The following is a 16,784-nucleotide window of genomic DNA, read 5'->3' as shown; positions in this document are numbered from 1 at the left end:
ACATACGCACACCCTAATGCAAGCGTTCCAGACCGCGGTAAACAAAGCGTAAAGAAAACGCCCCGCGAGCCCGAAACGTGACAGTTCGATGACGATTAGGTGACAGATCCGCCGCAATGGCAAGTGGTATTTTTGGGCTAACTAAACCGATAGGCCGACGCCTTCGCCTGGGGGCAAAGGCGTCGGGAATTGGTCAGATGCACTCGCGGAAGAGCTTCTTCGCGGCGTCGAGCGTCAACTCGACCGGGTTGCCGCCGGCCGTCGGGTCGACGATCGCCATCTCCGACATTTCGTCGATCCGGTCGGTGCCAACGCCGAGGGCTGCGAGCTTGTCCGGAACGCCGAGTTCCTCGCGCAACTTCAGCACGTAGTCGTAGAAGCCGTCGAAGCCACCGGAAATGCCGAGATAGGCGGCAGCGCGCACTATTCTGTCCTCGATCGCCGGACGGTTGAAACGCAGCACCGGCGGCATCACGACCGCATTGGTCATGCCGTGGTGGGTGTTGTAGATCGCGCCCACCGGATGCGACAGCGAGTGGATGGCGCCAAGGCCCTTCTGGAACGCGACGGCACCCATGGCGGCCGCACTCATCATGTTGGCGCGCGCCTCGATGTCGGTGCCGTCCTTGTAGGCGCGCGGCAGGTATTCCTTCACCAGCCGCATGCCTTCAAGCGCAATGCCCGCAGACATCGGGTGATAGAAGGGCGAGGAATAGGCTTCCAGGCAATGGGCAAAGGCGTCCATGCCGGTGCCCGCGGTGATCACCTTGGGCATGCCGACCGTCAGTTCCGGGTCGCAGATCGTGACTGCCGGTAGGAACTTCGGATGGAAGATCACCTTTTTCACATGGCTTGCCGAATTGGTGATGACGCTGGCGCGGCCGACTTCAGAGCCGGTGCCGGCGGTGGTGGGCACTGCAATGATCGGTGCAATGCCTGAGACGCTCGCCCGCGTCCACCAGTCACCGATATCCTCGAAGTCCCAGACGGGGCGGCTCTGCCCGGCCATGAAGGCGACGCACTTGCCGAGGTCGAGGCCAGAGCCGCCGCCGAAGGCGACGACGCCGTCATGGCCTCCATCCTTGAACGCCTTCACGCCGGCGGCGAGATTAATGTCGTTCGGGTTCGGATCGACGTTGGCAAAGATCGCGCGGCCGAGGCCGGCGGCCTCGAGGATATCGAGCGCATTTTGCGTAATCGCCATCGGCGCGAGGCCCCGATCGGTAATCAGCAGCGGCTTCTTCATGCCGACCGCCTTGCAATGGTCGGCAAGCTCCTTGATCCGGCCGGCACCGAACTTGATGGACGTCGGATAGCTCCAGTTGGCGGTGATGGTCATGCGGTGACTTTCTTCAGATGATAGGATTTCGGACGGGTGAGGTTCTGGAAGCCGATGACCGAAAGCGAGCCGCCGCGGCCGGTTTCCTTGACGCCGGTCCAGCAAAGCGCCGGGTCGAGATAGTCGGCGCGGTTCATGAACACCGTACCAGTCTCGATGTCGGCGCCGATGCGCGCGGCACGCTCGGCATCCCTGGTCCAGAGCGATGCGGTAAGGCCATACTGGCTATCGTTCATCAACTCGATCGCCTGGCTGTCGCTATTCACCTTCATGATGCCGACGGCAGGGCCGAAGGTCTCTTCGCGCATGAAGGCCATGGAGTGGTCGACATTTACGAGGATCTGCGGCGCGAGATAGGCGCCGCCGTCGTCGGCAGGGAAAAGCTTCGGGTCGATCAGAGCCTTGGCGCCCTTGGCAACGGCGTCGGCGATCTGCTCGCGCACGGTGGCAGCAAAACGCTTGTTGGCCATCGGCCCCAGCGTCGTTTCCGGATCGAGCGGATTGCCGAGCTTGTAGTTGGAAACCCAGGCGACCGACTTCTCGACGAAGGCGTCGTAGAGCTTTTCGTGCACGTAGATGCGCTCGATGCCGCAGCAGCACTGGCCAGAATTGTAGGTGGCGCCGTCCATCAGCGTGTCGACGGCCGCGTCGAGATCCGCGTCTTCCATGACGTAGCCCGGATCCTTGCCGCCGAGTTCGAGACCGAGACCGGTAAAGGTACCGGCCGCCGCCCGTTCGATCGAACGCCCGCCTTCGACCGAACCGGTGAAGTTGACGAAATCGAAGCTCCTGGCCGCAATCAGCGCCGCCGTTGTTTCGTGGTCGAGGAAGATGTTCTGGAAGACGTCGGCGGGAACGCCGGCCTCGACGAAGGCGCGCACCATGCGTTCGCCGACGAGGATCGTCTGGCTCGCATGTTTGATGATGACCGTGTTGCCGGCCATCAGCGCCGGCGCGACCGTGTTGATCGCGGTCATGTAAGGGTAGTTCCAAGGTGCAACGACGAAGACGACACCGTGCGGCTCGCGGGCGATGCGGCGCTCGAAGCGGTCGCTCTCCTCGATCACCAGCGGCTTCAGTGCATCGGCGGCGATGGTCGCGACATAGTTCGAGCGCTCGTTGAAGCCCTTGAATTCGCCGCCATAGCGCACCGGCCGGCCCATCTGCCAGGCAAGCTCCGGCACCACTTCGTCGACCATCTCGTTGAGGCGCGCGACACCGGCCAGAACCAGATTGACGCGCTCGTCGAGCGGACGGCGCGCCCAGGCCTTCTGCGCCTGGCGGGCGCGGGAAACCACCTGCTTTGCCATGTCCAGCGGCATCGCCGGGCGTTCTGCGTAGACCTCGCCGTTCACCGGCGAAATGCACTTGATCATGCTCATGATCGTCTTCCTGCTTTCATTGCGAATGATGCGATGGCCGCTCCGGTCAGGAACGGCCATCCTTGTGAATGATTATGTCGCGGGTCAGGCCCGTTCGAAACCGCGTGCGACCTCCCAGTCGGTGACGCGGCGATCATATTCTTCCTGCTCCCAGCGCCCTGCCCGTGCATAGTGCTCGATGACCTCGTCGCCGAAGGCGGCGCGCAGCATCTTCGATTCCGTCAGCGCGGCCGTCGCATCGCGAAGCGTGCGCGGGATCTCGCGCACGTCCTTGCCGCCATAGGCATCGCCGACGAAGGGCGCTTCCAGTTCCATCTTGTTTTCGATACCGGAAATGCCCGCCGCGATCAAAGCGGCGAAAGCGAGATAGGGATTGAGATCGGAGCCGCCGACGCGGCATTCGATACGGATCGCCTTGGTGTCTTCGCCGCAGAGACGATAGCCGGCCGTGCGATTGTCCTTGCTCCAGACCGCCTTGGTCGGCGCGAAGGTACCGGCCATGAAGCGCTTGTAGGAGTTGATGTAGGGGGCGAGGAAATAGGTGATCTCGCTCGCATGGGTGAGAAGCCCGGCCACGTAATGGCGCATCATCTCGGACATGCCGTATTTGCCGCTCTCGTCGTAGAACTTCGACGACTTGCCGTCCGCGCTCCAGAGCGACTGGTGGATATGCGAGGACGAACCGGCGGCCGCATAGTTCCACTTGGCGAGGAAGGTGATGGCCTTGCCGCGCGACCAGGCGATTTCCTTGCAACCGTTCTTGATGATCGCATGCCGGTCGGCCATCGTCAGCGCGTCGGCATAGCGTACGTTGATCTCTTCTTGGCCGGCCGACGCCTCACCCTTGGAATTCTCGACCGGAATGTCTGCACCCTGGAGACCGTTGCGGATCGCCCGCATCACGTCCTCTTCCTTGGTCGTCTGGAAGATGTGGTAGTCCTCGTTGTAGCCGCTGACGAGCTGCAGGTCGCGATAGCCGGACTGGCGGGCGTCGTCATAGGACTGGTCGAAGAGGAAGAATTCGAGCTCGCTCGCCATATAGGCCTTGAGGCCCATCTTCTCGAGACGCGCCACCTGCTTCTTCAGGATCGCCCGCGGCGAATGCGGCACTTCCTCATGGGTGTGATGGTCGAGCATGTCGCAGAGAACCAGCGCCGTGCCTTCGAGCCAGGGGATGCGGCGAAGCGTCGAAAGGTCCGGCTTCATCGTATAGTCGCCGTAGCCTTTTTCCCAGCTTGTCGCCTTGTAGCCGGGAACGGTCTCCATCTCCATGTCGGTCGCCAGCAGGTAGTTGCAGCTATGCGTTTCCTTCCAGGCGCCATCGACGAAGAACTGCGCGTGGAAGCGCTTGCCCATCAGCCGGCCTTGCATGTCGACCTGGCAGGCGAGCACCGTATCGATGCGGCCGGCGGCGACGTCTTCCTTCAACTCGTCAAACGTATAGCTCATCAACTTCCATCCCATGTTTTGTCACGCGGCCGTTCCCTTGAGGTCACGATATTTTTTGGCCGCGTGAACGTGATCAGCTCGAATTGTCTGGCGCGGAGTGCGGGCCGGAAGCCGCGCACATTGTTTTCGATTTCGTCCGGCCCCAAAGAAAAGGCGGAAGTCGCGGTCGCGCTTCCGCCCTTTTGTCGTTGATCAGATCTGGCCGACGGCCTTCTCTGCAGCGGCGATCTCTGCCTGGCGGCGTGCCACTTCGTCACCGATCGGCGGGCCGCGGAAGCGGCGGCTCTCGAAGCCGAACCAGACAGCGCCGGTCAGCACCAGGAAGCCCACGGTGATGTAGAGTGCCCAGTCGTTCGGCGGCTGCACGCCGAGGATGAAGATCAGCACCATGGCGATGATCGAGAGCACCGCGAACAGCTTGAACATGCTCTCGCCGAGGTTCCACGGACCCATCTTGTCCCACTTCGAAGTGCCCCAGGCGAACAGGCCGAGGGTGATCGGGATCGCGAAGGAGAAGAACAGGAAGATGACCGTGCACGAAACGACGATGGTGTAGACCGGCGTCTCGCCGATCGAGACCAGCGACGAGCCCCAGACGAACAGGACCGACAGGATCGAGCCGATCCAGATCGCGGCAACCGGCGTGCGGTAGGTCGGGCTCACCTTGGCAAGCGCCTTGGAGGCCGGCAGGCCGCCGTCACGCGAAAACGCGAAGATCATGCGCGACACCGAGGTCACCGTTGCCAGGCCGCACAGCCACTGGCTGACGAGGATGGCGAGATAGAGGATGTCCTTGATGATGGGGTGCACCTGCGCATCCATTGCCCAGAAGAACACGTTCCAGCCCTGCTTGGCGGCTTCGTCCATGTTCGGGATCATCAGCACGAACGAGCACAGCATGATATAGCCGAAAAGCGCCGACCAGAGCACCGACGAGACCATGCCACGCGGCACCGAATGGGCGGCTTTGACCGTCTCTTCGGAGGTGTGCGCCGAAGCGTCATAGCCGGTGATCGTGTAGATCGGCAGGAGCAGGCCGAGTAGGAACACCCAGGTGCCCGAGGTCTGAGGCCACACGTTGCCGCCGGCTTCACCGGAATAGTTGGAGAAGGTGAAGAGACGGGCGATGTCGTAGCTGTCGGCTGCGACCAGGCACACGAGCGCCAGCAGGATCGACGTCGCGAAGATCAGGTAGCCCGAAAAGTCGGTGAGCTTGGCTGTCAGCCCGATGCCCATGTGGTTTACCAGCGCCTGCCCGCCGGTGATGATGGCCAGGAAGACGATGCGCGTCAGCGTCGTATCGGCGAGGCCGAAATAGGGCGTGCCGAAGGAACCCATGAAGAAATAATAGGTGCCGACGTTGATCGCACCGAGAACGGTGACGAGACCGAGCAGGTTGAACCATGCTGTCAGCCAGCCGGTGAAGCGGTTGCCGAGGATCGAACCCCAGTGATAGAGGCCACCCGCCGTTGGATAGGCCGAGCTGATCTGTGCCATGGCAACGGCGAAAACCAAGGAGATGAAGCAGCCAAGCGGCCAACCGATGCCGATCGCGGCGCCCCCCGCGCCGGCGGTCGCCTGGGCGAGCGAGTTGATGCCGCCCGAAAGAATGCAGATGATCGAGAACGACACCGCGAAGTTCGAGAACTGGCTCATGCGCCGCTCGAGCTCCTGGGCATAGCCCATCGAGTGCAGGACGCTCATGTCCTGCTTTTTGTCTGAATCACTGTAGTCCGACATTTTTCTTCCCCTGATTTCTTCAGACCACACCGCCCCATTGCGGCAGGGTCCCATCAACCACCTGCCCCGGTTGGCCGGAACAGGACCGCGGCAACGCCGCTCCCCAGGGTCTTTTATTGTGCTGAAACAGCCGCAGCGCCTTTGCGCAGCAGCCCTTCCAGGTAATCGGCCATGACCCTTTGGCCGATGTCATTGCCAATGAGATCGTTGCGGATCTCGATCATCACATTCGGCAGTCCGTTGTGGACGCCATATTCGATCAGGCTATGGGTAACGCCGTCGGCCGGCCCATAGGGCTCGTTGCGCCGGATGTCGTAGGCAACCTGCCCCTTGGTGGCAGTCGCGAGCATATGGTCGGCAAGCCGGCTGTCGGCATCGTGAAGCACGCCGACTTCGACGGCGCGCGGCTTGCCGAAATAGACGGGCGTGAAACTGTGCATCGTCACGAGAACAGGCGGGCGTCCCGCGGCCTTGCGATCGGATACGAACCGGGCGACGGCATCGTGGAACGGCCGATAGATCTCGTCGACCCGCGCCTGGCGCTCGTCGGCCGACATCGTCCGGTTTCCCGGGATCTCGTAGACCTCGCTGACAGCAGGCATCGCCGCGTCCGCTTCCGGCGGTCGGTTGCAGTCATAGGCAAGGCGGGAGAAGCGCTGGTAGATCAGGGACCCGTCGAGCTTTGTTGCGAGCAGCTTGGCAACCGCAAGCGCACCCGGGTCCCAGGCAATATGACTTTCGAGCGCCTGTTCGCTGAGGCCAAGCGTGCCCAGCCGTTCGGGAACGAGGCGCGAGGCATGCTCGCAGACGAGCACAATATCGCCTTTGCCTGCGGCGTTCTCGATCGCAACCGGATCGCCATCTGCTTCGGTCAAAAGTCGCGTCAACACCGGCATCCCCTCTTGCCCCGTTAGACGTTCGTTAATGAAAAGAATTCTTCAGAGGATGACGCATGTCAATCAAAATCTGAAACGATCTCTTCAAAATTGCGATTGACTCCAATTGTGACAGCGATGTTTAATCTGTCACAAACCGGCTTAAGATCGGTTCAGGGGAGACAATTTGAGCAGCAAGGCGACGTCCACCACCGTGTCGGATGTGATCAACGCCCACTTCACCGTGCTGACCCGCGCGGAGAAGCAATTGGCAGAGACGCTTCTCGACAATTATCCCGTTTCGGGACTCGGTTCGATCACCACGGTTGCCGAGAACGCCGGCGTTTCGACACCGACGGTCGCCCGCATGGTGCAGAAGCTCGGTTTCCGCGGTTTTCCGGATTTCCAGGCAAGGCTGCATCAGGAATTGGAAGCGACGATTTCCAATCCGATCACCAAGCACGACCGCTGGGCGGCCAATGCGCCCGGCACCCACACGCTCAACCGCTTTGCCGACGCGATCACCAGCAATCTGCGCGAGACGCTGACCCAGATCGAGCCGCAGGAATTCGACGAGGCGGCCGCGCTGATCGCCGACCGCAAGCGCAGCATCTATCTGCTCGGCGGCCGCATCACCCGCTCGCTCGCCGATTATCTCTTCACCCACCTTCAGGTCATTCGGCCGGGGGTCACCGAAATCGCCACCAATGCCAGCGCCTGGCCGCACTACGTGCTCGACATGCGCCAGGGCGACGTGCTGATTCTCTTCGACATCCGCCGCTACGAGCAGGAGATGGTGACGCTTGCCAAATCCGCCCGCGAGCGGGGTGTCGAGATCATCCTTTTTACCGATCGCTGGAGTTCGCCGGTCGCCAAGTCCGCCTCAAGGGTGTTTCGCTCGCAGATCGAGGTGCCCTCGGCCTGGGACAGTTCCGTCGTCATCCTGTTCTTGATCGAGGCTCTGATCGAGGCCGTTCAGAGTTCGAACTGGGACGAAACCCGGGATCGGATGAAGACGCTCGAGGGCCTGTTCGATTCCACCCGCATCTTTCGCAAACCGGTCTAGGAGAATTCGCCGACACGTTCACAGGATTTCATGCAGTTATGCGACAGTGGCCCGCCGAAGCCAAAAAAGAAATGTTCTTCCAACGACATACGCGGCGCGAACGGATAAACCCCTGTCACATTACTTTCATCGCATCTCTTTAACAGCTTCGCCGAAATCGACTGAAACCCAACGAATTTGACTAAACCCATAAGGAGAACTCCAGTGATTTCAAAAACCCAACGCCTGCTTTCGCTCTCCACCGCCATTTTCCTGGCGACGACGGCAATCGCCGCTGCCGAACCGAGCGCCGAGCTCATCGAAGCCGCCAAGAAGGAAGGCATGCTGACGACCGTCGCCCTGCCCCACGACTGGTGCGGCTACGGCGACGTCATCGCCTCCTTCAAGGCCAAGTATCCGGAAATCCAGGTCAACGAACTGAACCCGGACGCAGGCTCGGCCGACGAAGTCGAAGCCGTCAAGGCCAACAAGGACAACAAGGGCCCGCAGGCGCCTGACGTCGTCGACGTCGGTCTCGCCTTCGGCCCGCAGATGAAGGCCGAAGGCCTGCTGCAGCCCTACAAGGTCTCCACCTGGGACGAGATCCCGGACAGCGTCAAGGACGCCGAAGGCTACTGGTACGGCGACTACTACGGCGTCATGTCCTTCCTCGTGAACAAGGACCTCGTCCAGAACGCACCGAAGGACTGGGCTGATCTGCTGAAGCCGGAATATGCCGGCCAGGTTGCTCTCGCCGGTGACCCCCGCGCCTCGAACCAGGCGATCCTCGGCGTTCTCGCCGCTGGTCTCGCAAAGGGCGCAAAGTCCGGCAAGGAAGCCGGTGAAGCTGGTCTCGGCTACTTCGCCGAACTGAACAAGGCCGGCAACTTCGTTCCGGTTATCGGCAAGTCGGGCACGCTCGCCCAGGGCTCGACCCCGATCGTCGTTGCCTGGGACTACAACGCGCTCGGCTGGGCAAAGACCCTCAACGGCAACCCGCCGACCGAAGTCGTCGTTCCGGCCAGCGGCGTTCTCGCCGGCGTCTACGTTCAGGGCATCTCGGCCTACGCGCCGCACCCGAACGCAGCGAAGCTGTGGATGGAGCACCTCTACTCCGACGAAGGTCAGCTCGGCTGGCTCAAGGGCTTCTGCCACCCGACCCGCTTCAACGCCATGGTCAAGGCCGGCAAGGTTCCGCAGGAGCTGATCGACGCCCTGCCGCCGGCAGCCGCTTACGAGAAGGCCTACTTCCCGACGCTCGAAGAAGTCGACGCCAACAAGGCTGCCGTCACCGGCGGCTGGGATTCCGTCGTCGGCGCGAACGTTCAGTAAGCCTTTCCACAGACATGTCGCCCCGACCGGTTTTCCGGTCGGGGCGCATAGGTTATTCGTAAGAAATTCAAGTCCTTGGAGCGAGATCTGGGAGCCGTGCGCGGCTTCGTCGGTTTCCCGCTTCTTGCTTGCAACAATCGATAACGCCCGCGTGGAAAACGCGGCTTCAGGGGCGCGAACGGAATGTCATCTGCTAAACCCGACGCCAGCCCGCCGGCGCGTCGCCTACCGCTTCACTGGCTGGGCATTCTTCCCTTTGCCGCCTTCGTGACGCTGTTCCTGCTTTTGCCGACGATGAAGATCGTGGTCGGCGCGTTTCAGACGCCCGATGGCAGCTTCACGCTCGACAACATCCGCGGCCTGTTCACGCCCTCGATTCTGGCTGCCTACTGGATCTCCATCAAGATCAGCATCGCCTCGGCGCTTCTCGGCTGCCTGATCGGCTTTGCCATGGCGTCCGCCATCGTCTTCGGCGGCTTGCCGAAGGGGATCCGCGGACCGCTCCTGACCTTCTCCGGCGTCGCCTCCAACTTCGCCGGCGTACCGCTCGCCTTTGCCTTTCTCGCGACGCTTGGACCTGTCGGCATCGTCACCGTCTTCCTGCGCTCGAACTTCGGGCTCGACCTCCGGATGCTCGGCTTCAACCTGCTGTCCTTCTGGGGGCTGACGGTCACCTATCTGTTCTTCCAGATCCCGCTGATGATCCTGATCATCACGCCGGCACTCGACGGCCTGAAGCGCGAATGGCGCGAGGCCGCCGAGATCCTCGGCGCCACCGGCCTGCAATACTGGCGCATGGTCGCCTTCCCGATCCTGCTTCCGTCGCTGCTCGGCACGCTGGCGCTGCTTTTCGCCAATGCCTTCGGCGCCGTTGCGACCGCGATCGCACTCACCGGCTCGTCGCTCTCGATCGTGCCGATCCTGCTCTTTGCCCAGATCCGCGGCGACGTGCTCGGCAACCCGCATCTCGGTTACGCGCTCGCCTTCGGCATGATCGTCGTCACCGGTATCGCCAACGCGATCTACATCTGGCTGCGCAGCCGCAGCGAAAGGTGGCTGAAATGAAGAAGATCTGGGCCTGGGGAGCCCTCGTTTTCGGCCTCCTCTATTTCACCCTGCCGCTCATTGGCATGACCAACTTCTCCTTGAAGATGCGCCGCGGCGAATACTCCTTCGACGCTTACCAGAAGGTCTTCGCCGACCCGCGCTTCCAGGAGACCTTCACCTATTCGGTGCTGCAGGCCTTGTTCACCATCCTCTTCGGTGTTCTGCTCGTCGTGCCGACAGCCTATTGGGTCCGCCTCAAGCTGCCGCGGCTGCGCCCCGTCATCGAGTTCATAACGCTGCTGCCGCTGGTCATCCCAGCGATCGTCATCGTCTTCGGCTACATCCGGCTCTACAACACCTCGAGCTGGCTGCCGTTGACGGGCTCGCTCACCGGCACCAACATCCTCCTGATGTTCGGCTATGCGACGCTTGCGCTGCCCTACATGTACCGCGCGGTCGACACCGGCCTTCGCACCATCGACGTCGCCACCTTGACCGAGGCCGCCCAAAGCCTCGGCGCCGGATGGACGACGATCCTTGCCAAGATCATTCTGCCGAACGTGCTCGTCGCCGTGCTCTCGGGCGCCTTCCTGACCTTTGCCATCGTCATCGGCGAGTTCACCATGGCTGCCTTGCTCAACCGCCCGGCTTTCGGCCCCTACATGCAGCTCCTGGGCGCCAACCGCGCCTATGAACCGGCCGCACTCGCCGTCATTGCATTCGGCATCACCTGGGGCTGCCTCGGCCTCATCCAGCTCGTCTCGCGCTTTCAAAAAAGCGCGCCTGCTAAGGCCTGAGGACCGCACCCATGAGTTTCCTGTCACTCACCAGCATCAAGAAGTCCTTCGGCCCGGTTCACGTCGTGCACGATTTCAACATGGACATCGAAAAGGGCGAGTTCGTCTCGTTCCTCGGGCCATCGGGCTGCGGCAAGACCACGGTCCTGCGCATGATCGCCGGCTTCGAAAGCCCGACCAGCGGCAAGATCGTCATCAACGGCCGCGACCAGAACTCGCTGAAGCCCAACCAGCGCAACATCGGCATGGTGTTCCAGGCCTATGCGCTGTTTCCCAACATGAACGTGCATGACAACGTCGCCTTCGGCCTCAAGGTCGCAGGTACAGACAAGTCGGAGATCGACGCGAGGGTGAAGCAGATGCTCGGGCTGATCAAGCTCGAGCACCTGGCGGACCGCTTCCCCTACCAGCTCTCCGGTGGTCAGCAGCAGCGCGTTGCGCTTGCCCGCGCCATTGCGGTCAAGCCGCAGGTGCTGCTGCTCGACGAGCCGCTGTCGGCGCTCGACGCCAAAATCCGCGTGTCGCTGCGCGAGGAAATCCGGCAGATCCAGCAACAGCTCGGCATCACCACCGTGTTCGTGACCCATGACCAGGAAGAAGCGCTGTCGATCTCCGATCGCATCGTCGTCATGAATGCCGGCCGCGCCGACCAGATCGGCACCCCCTTCGAAATCTACAACACGCCGTCAACGCGTTTCGTCGCCTCCTTCGTCGGCACGCTCAGCATCATCGAAGGCAAGGTCGCGGACCCGGCCGCGGGTGCCGTCACGATCGGCAACCAGCAGATCGCGCTGAAGGATCCGATTGCCGGCATGAAGGGCGGCGACAGCATATCGCTGGCGCTTCGTCCCGAAGCGGGCTCGATCGCCGAGGGCGCCACGGGCGACACGTCGCTTGCCGGCGAGGTCGTCTCGACGAGCTTCCTCGGCTCGGTCATCCGCACGCGCCTTCGCGTCGGCGGCGACGTCATCTCCTTCGACATGTTCAACAATCCGGGTGTGGCCCCGCCGGTTTCCGGCGACAACGTCACGCTGCGCTTTGCCGCCAAGGACCTGCTGGTCATTCGGGAGTAGGCCGATTGACGCCATCGGAACGATTTCTTCCGATGGCTCCAAACACTGGAAAAATCTGTCGTGATTTCTGGCATTTTCGTCGCACCGTGCGTTTGACCGCGCGCGGTCGCGCTATATAGTCGCGTTGTTCTCAGGGCGGGGTGAAATTCCCCACCGGCGGTAGCGGCCGAAAGGCCGAAGCCCGCGAGCGCCTCAGGGTTTCGCCCTGGGGGTCAGCAGATCCGGTCAGAATCCGGAGCCGACGGTCACAGTCCGGATGGAAGAGAGCAAGCAGCAACGTGGGTCCCCGCGACGGGACCTCGCGCGCATGCATGTTCGCCCGACGGGATCATTGGAAAACGCCAAACCCTGAAAGGCTTGAGACCATGACCATTCTTTCCCACCCCGCCGCCAAGATCGCGATCGTTCGTGCCCGCTGGCATGCCGATATCGTCGGCCGCTGCGTCGATGCCTTCGTCACGCAATGGACGAAGCTTGGCGGGTCGGCCGCCGACGTCGAGATCTTCGACGTACCCGGCGCGCTCGAAATCCCGCTGCATGCGCAGACGCTGGCCAAGACCGGCCGCTATGCCGCGATCCTCGGCACCGCCTTCGTCGTCGACGGCGGCATCTACCGCCACGATTTCGTCGCCGGCACCGTGCTCGACGGCATGATGCGCGTGCAACTCGACACCAATGTGCCGGTGCTTTCCGCCGTACTGACGCCGCACAATTTCCAGGAAAGCGAACCGCTGATCGCCTTCTTCCGCGAGCACTTCGTTACCAAGGGTACGGAGGCGGCCAACGCCTGCGCCCAGATCCTCGACGCCCGCGCCAAGCTGGCGCTCGTCAACGCCTGATCGGCGAGATGCGCTTGAGGTTGGCTCGCCCCTCATCCGCCCGGTGAAGGCTCGCCCCTCATCCGCCCGGTGAGGGGAATGCCCCTCATCCGGCCTGCCGGCCACCTTCTCCCCGCCTGCGGGGAGAAGGCTAGCGTGAGGGGGCAGCGGCAGGGGCGAACAGCGCCAAACGCTGCGCTTGAATCAACCTCTGAACCACCTGAATCGGCTCACCAGCTTGAGCCGGCAACGCGCTGTTTCGACTCGCAAAATCAATGCGCAGCCTCGTTCTTGCGCAGGCTGCGATCCAGTGCCGCCACGCGGTGCCGGTGCCCCGCCACCTCGTAGCCGACGATGGTGACGACGGGCGCGAGCATCAGGATGATCAGGCACTTGGCCATGTCGAGCCCGGCCATGGCCGCGACCACTGACGCGGCCAGCACCACTGCCGTGCCCGCGAGCAGCCAGAGATGCAACCGCTCCACCTGCTGCATAAGATAGGCGTACATCGCATAGAGCAGCCCGATGTAGCACGCGACGGGCACCGCAACGGTCAGCACCGTTGCGACCGAGCCGATATGCGCCTTGTGCTCGATGTAATAGGCCGCCACATGCAGGCCGGCGCCAGTCGCCACGATCGAGGCGAAGATCGGCATGTGGCCGTAGCCCCAGACGAAGGAGCGTTTTTGACGGTGCCGGTGCAGGATCTCGGCGCTCGGCAGCAGAAAATAGATCCACCACATGCCGAAGGTGAGCCCCGTACCGGCGAGGCAGACGAGCGCGACATCGAGGTTCCAGCCCTGCCCTTCGACCACGGCGGAGATTGAGGCGACCGTGCCGACCACCCCTTCCCCAAGCGCGATGATCGCGAGCAGCCCGTAGCGCTCGGCGATGTGATGGGCATGCCAGGGCGTTCCGCCGTAGCGCATCTCGGCGACATAGGGGCCCAGCATCTCGATCGCCGTCAGCCCCACGACCATGACGAAGGTCACCAGCAGCGAGAAATCGAAGAAGATCAGAACGACCCAGCCAAGCTGGGCGAGGCTGATTGCTTTGACATAGGCCATGCAGGCATCCCGTCGGGCCGGGTCCTGCCGGCTGGCGCGCAGCCATTGGAAGAGCATTGCCACCCGCATGACGACATAGCCGAGCACCATGATGCCGTTGTCGAGATGCTCACCCTTGTCGATCGATTCGAACATTGGCGGCAGGGCGATCGCAAGGATCAGCACGCCGACCATCTGCACCATGGTGACGATGCGGAATACCCAGTCGTCCGTGTCGTAGGCGGAGGCAAACCAGCTGAAATTGATCCAGGCCCAGCAGATGGAGAAGGTCGCAAGCGCGAAGCCGAAGAGGCCGGAAAAGAAGTGCCCTTCGGCCAGGAAATGAGCAAGCTGCGAAGCCGCCAGGCTAAAGGCGATGACGAAGGTCAGGTCGAACAAGAGTTCGAGCGTCGTCGCCGTCCTGTGATGTTCATGCGTGTCGCGACCGCTCATGCGCGCCACATGGTGGTGCGCGCTTTGATGCGGCTCGGTCGGGGTGGTTTCACTCATGCGGCGACGCCCTTCAATTGACGATCCGCAAGAATATTCAAATATTTGCAGAAGCTTCGTCAAGGCGAAGCGGGAGACCGGACATGAAAACGCCCGGCATCGCTGCCGGGCGTGTCGTCACGATGCCTGAGGGAGGATCAACGGCATCGCGAGATAAGGTAGGCCTTGAACCGGGAACCGGATGCAGACGGCAAGCCGCCCGCCCCTTCCCTCAACCGGCTCTTGCGGCATCCAGGCGATTGATCGCCTCGACATTGCCGGCTGAAGAGCCGTTCGGGTCGAACTCGGACGCGAGCCAGGTGTCGACGATCGACTTTGCCAGCTCCGGACCGATGACGCGGGCGCCCATGGTGATGATCTGGGCGTTATTCGACTTGGCGGCCCGCTCGGCCGAATAGGTGTCGTGCGTCAGCGCCGCGCGGATGCCCGGCACCTTGTTGGCCGAGATGCATACACCGATGCCGGTACCGCAGAACAGTATGCCGCGGTCATGCTTGCCCTCGACAACCTGCTGCGCCAGGTTCTGTGCGAGGTCCGCATAGAAGCCGGACTGGCTGAGATCCACGACTTCCACGTCGCTGCGGCCACCGAGATGGGCGGCTATGACATCCAGCAGGGGCTTGCCGGCGCTGTCGGCTCCGATTGCAATCTTCATGATTGTTCCTTTCGTTCTTCTTGAGCTGCAACGGCCGGGGCTCAGATCGCCTTGGCGACACGCTGCAGAATGTCGAGATAGCCAGTGACGTCCCAGGCGGAGCGGCCGATGAAGAGGCCGTCGATATGCGCCTGGGTGATCAGTTCTTCGCAATTGCCGGGGTTGACGCTGCCGCCGTAGAGCACCGGCACGCGACGGCCGAGGGCGGCTTCCGCCACCTCTGCGATGCGCTTGTGGCGCTCGTCGGCATAGTCAGCCGTCGCCGGAATGCCGTTGACGCCGATCGCCCAGACCGGCTCGTAGGCCAGCAGGATCGTCGCCTTCTTCGCCGCGCCTTCGAGAAGTGCCAGCGCGCCTTCGACCTGGCGCTTCAGCACCTGATCCGCCTCGCCCGCTTCGCGCTCAGAAAGCGTCTCGCCGATGCAGATCAGCGGCACCAGACCATGGCGCACGGCGGCTGCCGTCTTCAGGCCGACGGTGCGGTCGGTCTCGCCGAAATGCTCGCGCCGCTCGCTGTGGCCGAGCTCGACCACATCGAGGTTGCAATCCGCAAGCATCAGCGGCGACACCTCGCCGGTCCAGGCGCCGGCATCGTCCCAATGCATGTTCTGCGCGCCGACCTTGACGCTGGTGCCGGAAAGTCGCGCCTTGACCTCACGCACCGCCGTGAACGGCGGAATGACGAAGCGCTGGATGCGGTCGTCGCGCGAAGCGTCGGCAGCCGCCAGGCCGTCGGCAAAGACCATCGCCTCGGCAAGCGTCTTGTTCATCTTCCAGCTGGTGCCGACCCACAGGCCTGACTTGCTCATGCTTTCTCCTTGAGATTGTCGATCCTGACCAGCCGGATGCCTGCCTCTTCGAGCGGTGCGGCATGTTCGGCCGAAACTTCAGCGCCGGTCAGCACCGCGTCGAAGGAATCGAGCCCGGTCAGGAAATGGAGCGCAGAGCGCCCGAATTTGTCGTGGTCTACTAAGAGGTATTTGCGCTTGGCCGCCTTCACCATCAGGCGCTTGGCCTGCACCACCTCCTGGTCCTGGTGGAAGGCCGTGGTGCCTTCGATGGCAGAACTCGAGAGAAAGGCGATATCGACGCGCAGCGACCGCAGCGCCTCGTCCGTGACGATGCCGAAGAAGCCGTTGAACTTCTTGCTGTATTGGCCGCCGAGCGCGATGACGTTGATGCCCGCAGCACCTGAGAGGCTGGTGATCACGCCGAGATTGTTGGTGATGACCGTCAGCGGCCGGATGTCGCGGATGCAATCGGCGATCGCGCCGGTGGTCGAACTGTCGTCGATGAGGATGCTCTGCCCCGGCTCGATCAGGCTCGCCGCATGTTCGGCGATCCGCCGCTTTTCGGAGATGGCGATCTTTTCGCGGTAGCGGAAATCGCTTTCGAATTGCGGGCTCGACTGGATCGAGGCGCCGCCATGGACCTTGCGCAAGAGGCCCGCTTGCTCGAGGTCGTCGAGGTCGCGATGCACTGTCATCTTGCTGACGCCGAAGCGCAAGGAGAGGTCTTCGACGGAGGCCGTTCCGGCCTCCATCAACACATCCATGATCGCCTGTCGCCTGTCTTCCGGCTTCATCGTCTCGGTCCCGATCCCGCGCAGCCTCGACCACGCTCACCGTGAGAAGGTAACACCTATTTGTGATATTTCAATTTATCTAACGTGATTT

General features: G+C 62.5%; 15 protein-coding genes and 1 riboswitch. Of the genes, 6 read left to right on the top strand and 9 right to left on the bottom strand.

The genetic code is table 11. The features are described 5' to 3' along the window. Nucleotides 1–193: 193 nt before the first annotated feature. The 5 genes from ASD01_RS00655 to ASD01_RS00635 form a co-directional block, all read right to left on the bottom strand. A complete protein-coding gene (locus ASD01_RS00655) occupies nt 194–1,339 on the bottom strand; it encodes an iron-containing alcohol dehydrogenase (RefSeq protein WP_034792313.1) in 1,146 nt (381 codons plus the stop codon). Beyond that, a complete protein-coding gene (locus ASD01_RS00650; protein ID WP_034793564.1) occupies nt 1,336–2,721 on the bottom strand; it encodes an aldehyde dehydrogenase family protein in 1,386 nt (461 codons plus the stop codon). The genes ASD01_RS00655 and ASD01_RS00650 overlap by 4 nt, the downstream gene beginning before the upstream one ends. 84 nt (nt 2,722–2,805) lie before the next feature. After that, nucleotides 2,806–4,170: a glutamine synthetase family protein gene (locus tag ASD01_RS00645; protein ID WP_034792288.1), complete on the bottom strand. Its 1,365-nt coding sequence runs from the start codon at nt 4,168–4,170 to the stop codon at nt 2,806–2,808. A 192-nt stretch (nt 4,171–4,362) separates the two neighbouring features. Then, on the bottom strand, nt 4,363–5,910 hold the full coding sequence (locus tag ASD01_RS00640; RefSeq protein ID WP_034792285.1) for an amino acid permease: 1,548 nt from the start codon (nt 5,908–5,910) through the stop codon (nt 4,363–4,365). A gap of 113 nt (nt 5,911–6,023) precedes the next feature. Further along, a complete protein-coding gene (locus ASD01_RS00635; RefSeq protein WP_082584554.1) occupies nt 6,024–6,797 on the bottom strand; it encodes an N-formylglutamate amidohydrolase in 774 nt (257 codons plus the stop codon). A 175-nt stretch (nt 6,798–6,972) separates the two neighbouring features. Here ASD01_RS00635 and ASD01_RS00630 point away from each other — a divergent pair, with 175 nt between their 5' ends. From ASD01_RS00630 to ASD01_RS00605, 6 genes are all read left to right on the top strand, one after another. Next, nucleotides 6,973–7,851, top strand: coding sequence for a MurR/RpiR family transcriptional regulator (locus tag ASD01_RS00630; protein WP_034792277.1), 879 nt, complete (start codon nt 6,973–6,975; stop codon nt 7,849–7,851). Nucleotides 7,852–8,055: 204 nt separating this feature from the next. Continuing rightward, nucleotides 8,056–9,162: an ABC transporter substrate-binding protein gene (locus ASD01_RS00625; protein WP_034792275.1), complete on the top strand. Its 1,107-nt coding sequence runs from the start codon at nt 8,056–8,058 to the stop codon at nt 9,160–9,162. 183 nt (nt 9,163–9,345) lie between these two features. Continuing rightward, nucleotides 9,346–10,227 (top strand): ABC transporter permease, encoded by an 882-nt coding sequence (locus tag ASD01_RS00620; RefSeq protein WP_034792273.1) that lies wholly within the window; start codon nt 9,346–9,348, stop codon nt 10,225–10,227. Further along, nucleotides 10,224–11,006, top strand: coding sequence for an ABC transporter permease (locus ASD01_RS00615; RefSeq protein ID WP_060643515.1), 783 nt, complete (start codon nt 10,224–10,226; stop codon nt 11,004–11,006). Before ASD01_RS00620 ends, ASD01_RS00615 begins: the two co-directional genes overlap by 4 nt. Nucleotides 11,007–11,017: 11 nt before the next feature. Further along, on the top strand, nt 11,018–12,079 hold the full coding sequence (locus tag ASD01_RS00610) for an ABC transporter ATP-binding protein (protein WP_034792269.1): 1,062 nt from the start codon (nt 11,018–11,020) through the stop codon (nt 12,077–12,079). A 122-nt stretch (nt 12,080–12,201) separates the two neighbouring features. Then, nucleotides 12,202–12,351, top strand: a riboswitch (FMN riboswitch). Nucleotides 12,352–12,444: 93 nt separating this feature from the next. Further along, nucleotides 12,445–12,918 carry a 6,7-dimethyl-8-ribityllumazine synthase gene (locus ASD01_RS00605; RefSeq protein ID WP_034792248.1) on the top strand — a complete coding sequence of 158 codons (474 nt, stop codon included), beginning with the start codon at nt 12,445–12,447 and terminating at the stop codon, nt 12,916–12,918. 251 nt (nt 12,919–13,169) lie between these two features. Here ASD01_RS00605 and ASD01_RS00600 read toward each other — a convergent pair whose 3' ends face one another. The 4 genes from ASD01_RS00600 to ASD01_RS00585 all read right to left on the bottom strand — a co-directional run bounded on the left by ASD01_RS00600 (nt 13,170) and on the right by ASD01_RS00585 (nt 16,693). Further along, nucleotides 13,170–14,453 (bottom strand): low temperature requirement protein A, encoded by a 1,284-nt coding sequence (locus ASD01_RS00600; protein WP_034792246.1) that lies wholly within the window; start codon nt 14,451–14,453, stop codon nt 13,170–13,172. Between the two features lie 211 nt (nt 14,454–14,664). Then, the gene (gene derI, locus ASD01_RS00595; protein ID WP_034792218.1) at nt 14,665–15,108 is read right to left on the bottom strand and encodes a D-erythrulose-4-phosphate isomerase; all 444 of its coding nucleotides are present in this window, start codon (nt 15,106–15,108) and stop codon (nt 14,665–14,667) included. Nucleotides 15,109–15,149: 41 nt separating this feature from the next. Beyond that, the gene (locus ASD01_RS00590) at nt 15,150–15,917 is read right to left on the bottom strand and encodes a triose-phosphate isomerase (protein ID WP_034792216.1); all 768 of its coding nucleotides are present in this window, start codon (nt 15,915–15,917) and stop codon (nt 15,150–15,152) included. Then, nucleotides 15,914–16,693, bottom strand: coding sequence for a DeoR/GlpR family DNA-binding transcription regulator (locus ASD01_RS00585; protein WP_034792214.1), 780 nt, complete (start codon nt 16,691–16,693; stop codon nt 15,914–15,916). The genes ASD01_RS00590 and ASD01_RS00585 overlap by 4 nt, the downstream gene beginning before the upstream one ends. Nucleotides 16,694–16,784 lie beyond the last annotated feature (91 nt).

The sequence above is a fragment of the Ensifer sp. Root423 genome (assembly GCF_001426275.1).
GTDB classification, from domain to species: Bacteria; Pseudomonadota; Alphaproteobacteria; order Rhizobiales; family Rhizobiaceae; genus Ensifer; species Ensifer adhaerens.
This window is presented reverse-complemented; position numbering and strand designations above follow the sequence as displayed.

Excerpts from the sequence above, each read along its gene's own strand:
- ASD01_RS00655 (WP_034792313.1), bottom strand. The coding sequence starts at position 1,339 with ATGACCATCACCGCCAACTGGAGCTATCCGACGTCCATCAAGTTCGGT.
- ASD01_RS00650 (WP_034793564.1), bottom strand. The coding sequence starts at position 2,721 with ATGAGCATGATCAAGTGCATTTCGCCGGTGAACGGCGAGGTCTACGCA.
- ASD01_RS00645 (WP_034792288.1), bottom strand. The coding sequence starts at position 4,170 with ATGAGCTATACGTTTGACGAGTTGAAGGAAGACGTCGCCGCCGGCCGC.
- ASD01_RS00640 (WP_034792285.1), bottom strand. The coding sequence starts at position 5,910 with ATGTCGGACTACAGTGATTCAGACAAAAAGCAGGACATGAGCGTCCTG.
- ASD01_RS00620 (WP_034792273.1), top strand. The coding sequence starts at position 9,346 with ATGTCATCTGCTAAACCCGACGCCAGCCCGCCGGCGCGTCGCCTACCG.
- ASD01_RS00615 (WP_060643515.1), top strand. The coding sequence starts at position 10,224 with ATGAAGAAGATCTGGGCCTGGGGAGCCCTCGTTTTCGGCCTCCTCTAT.
- ASD01_RS00610 (WP_034792269.1), top strand. The coding sequence starts at position 11,018 with ATGAGTTTCCTGTCACTCACCAGCATCAAGAAGTCCTTCGGCCCGGTT.
- ASD01_RS00605 (WP_034792248.1), top strand. The coding sequence starts at position 12,445 with ATGACCATTCTTTCCCACCCCGCCGCCAAGATCGCGATCGTTCGTGCC.
- ASD01_RS00600 (WP_034792246.1), bottom strand. The coding sequence starts at position 14,453 with ATGAGTGAAACCACCCCGACCGAGCCGCATCAAAGCGCGCACCACCAT.
- derI (WP_034792218.1), bottom strand. The coding sequence starts at position 15,108 with ATGAAGATTGCAATCGGAGCCGACAGCGCCGGCAAGCCCCTGCTGGAT.
- ASD01_RS00590 (WP_034792216.1), bottom strand. The coding sequence starts at position 15,917 with ATGAGCAAGTCAGGCCTGTGGGTCGGCACCAGCTGGAAGATGAACAAG.
- ASD01_RS00585 (WP_034792214.1), bottom strand. The coding sequence starts at position 16,693 with ATGAAGCCGGAAGACAGGCGACAGGCGATCATGGATGTGTTGATGGAG.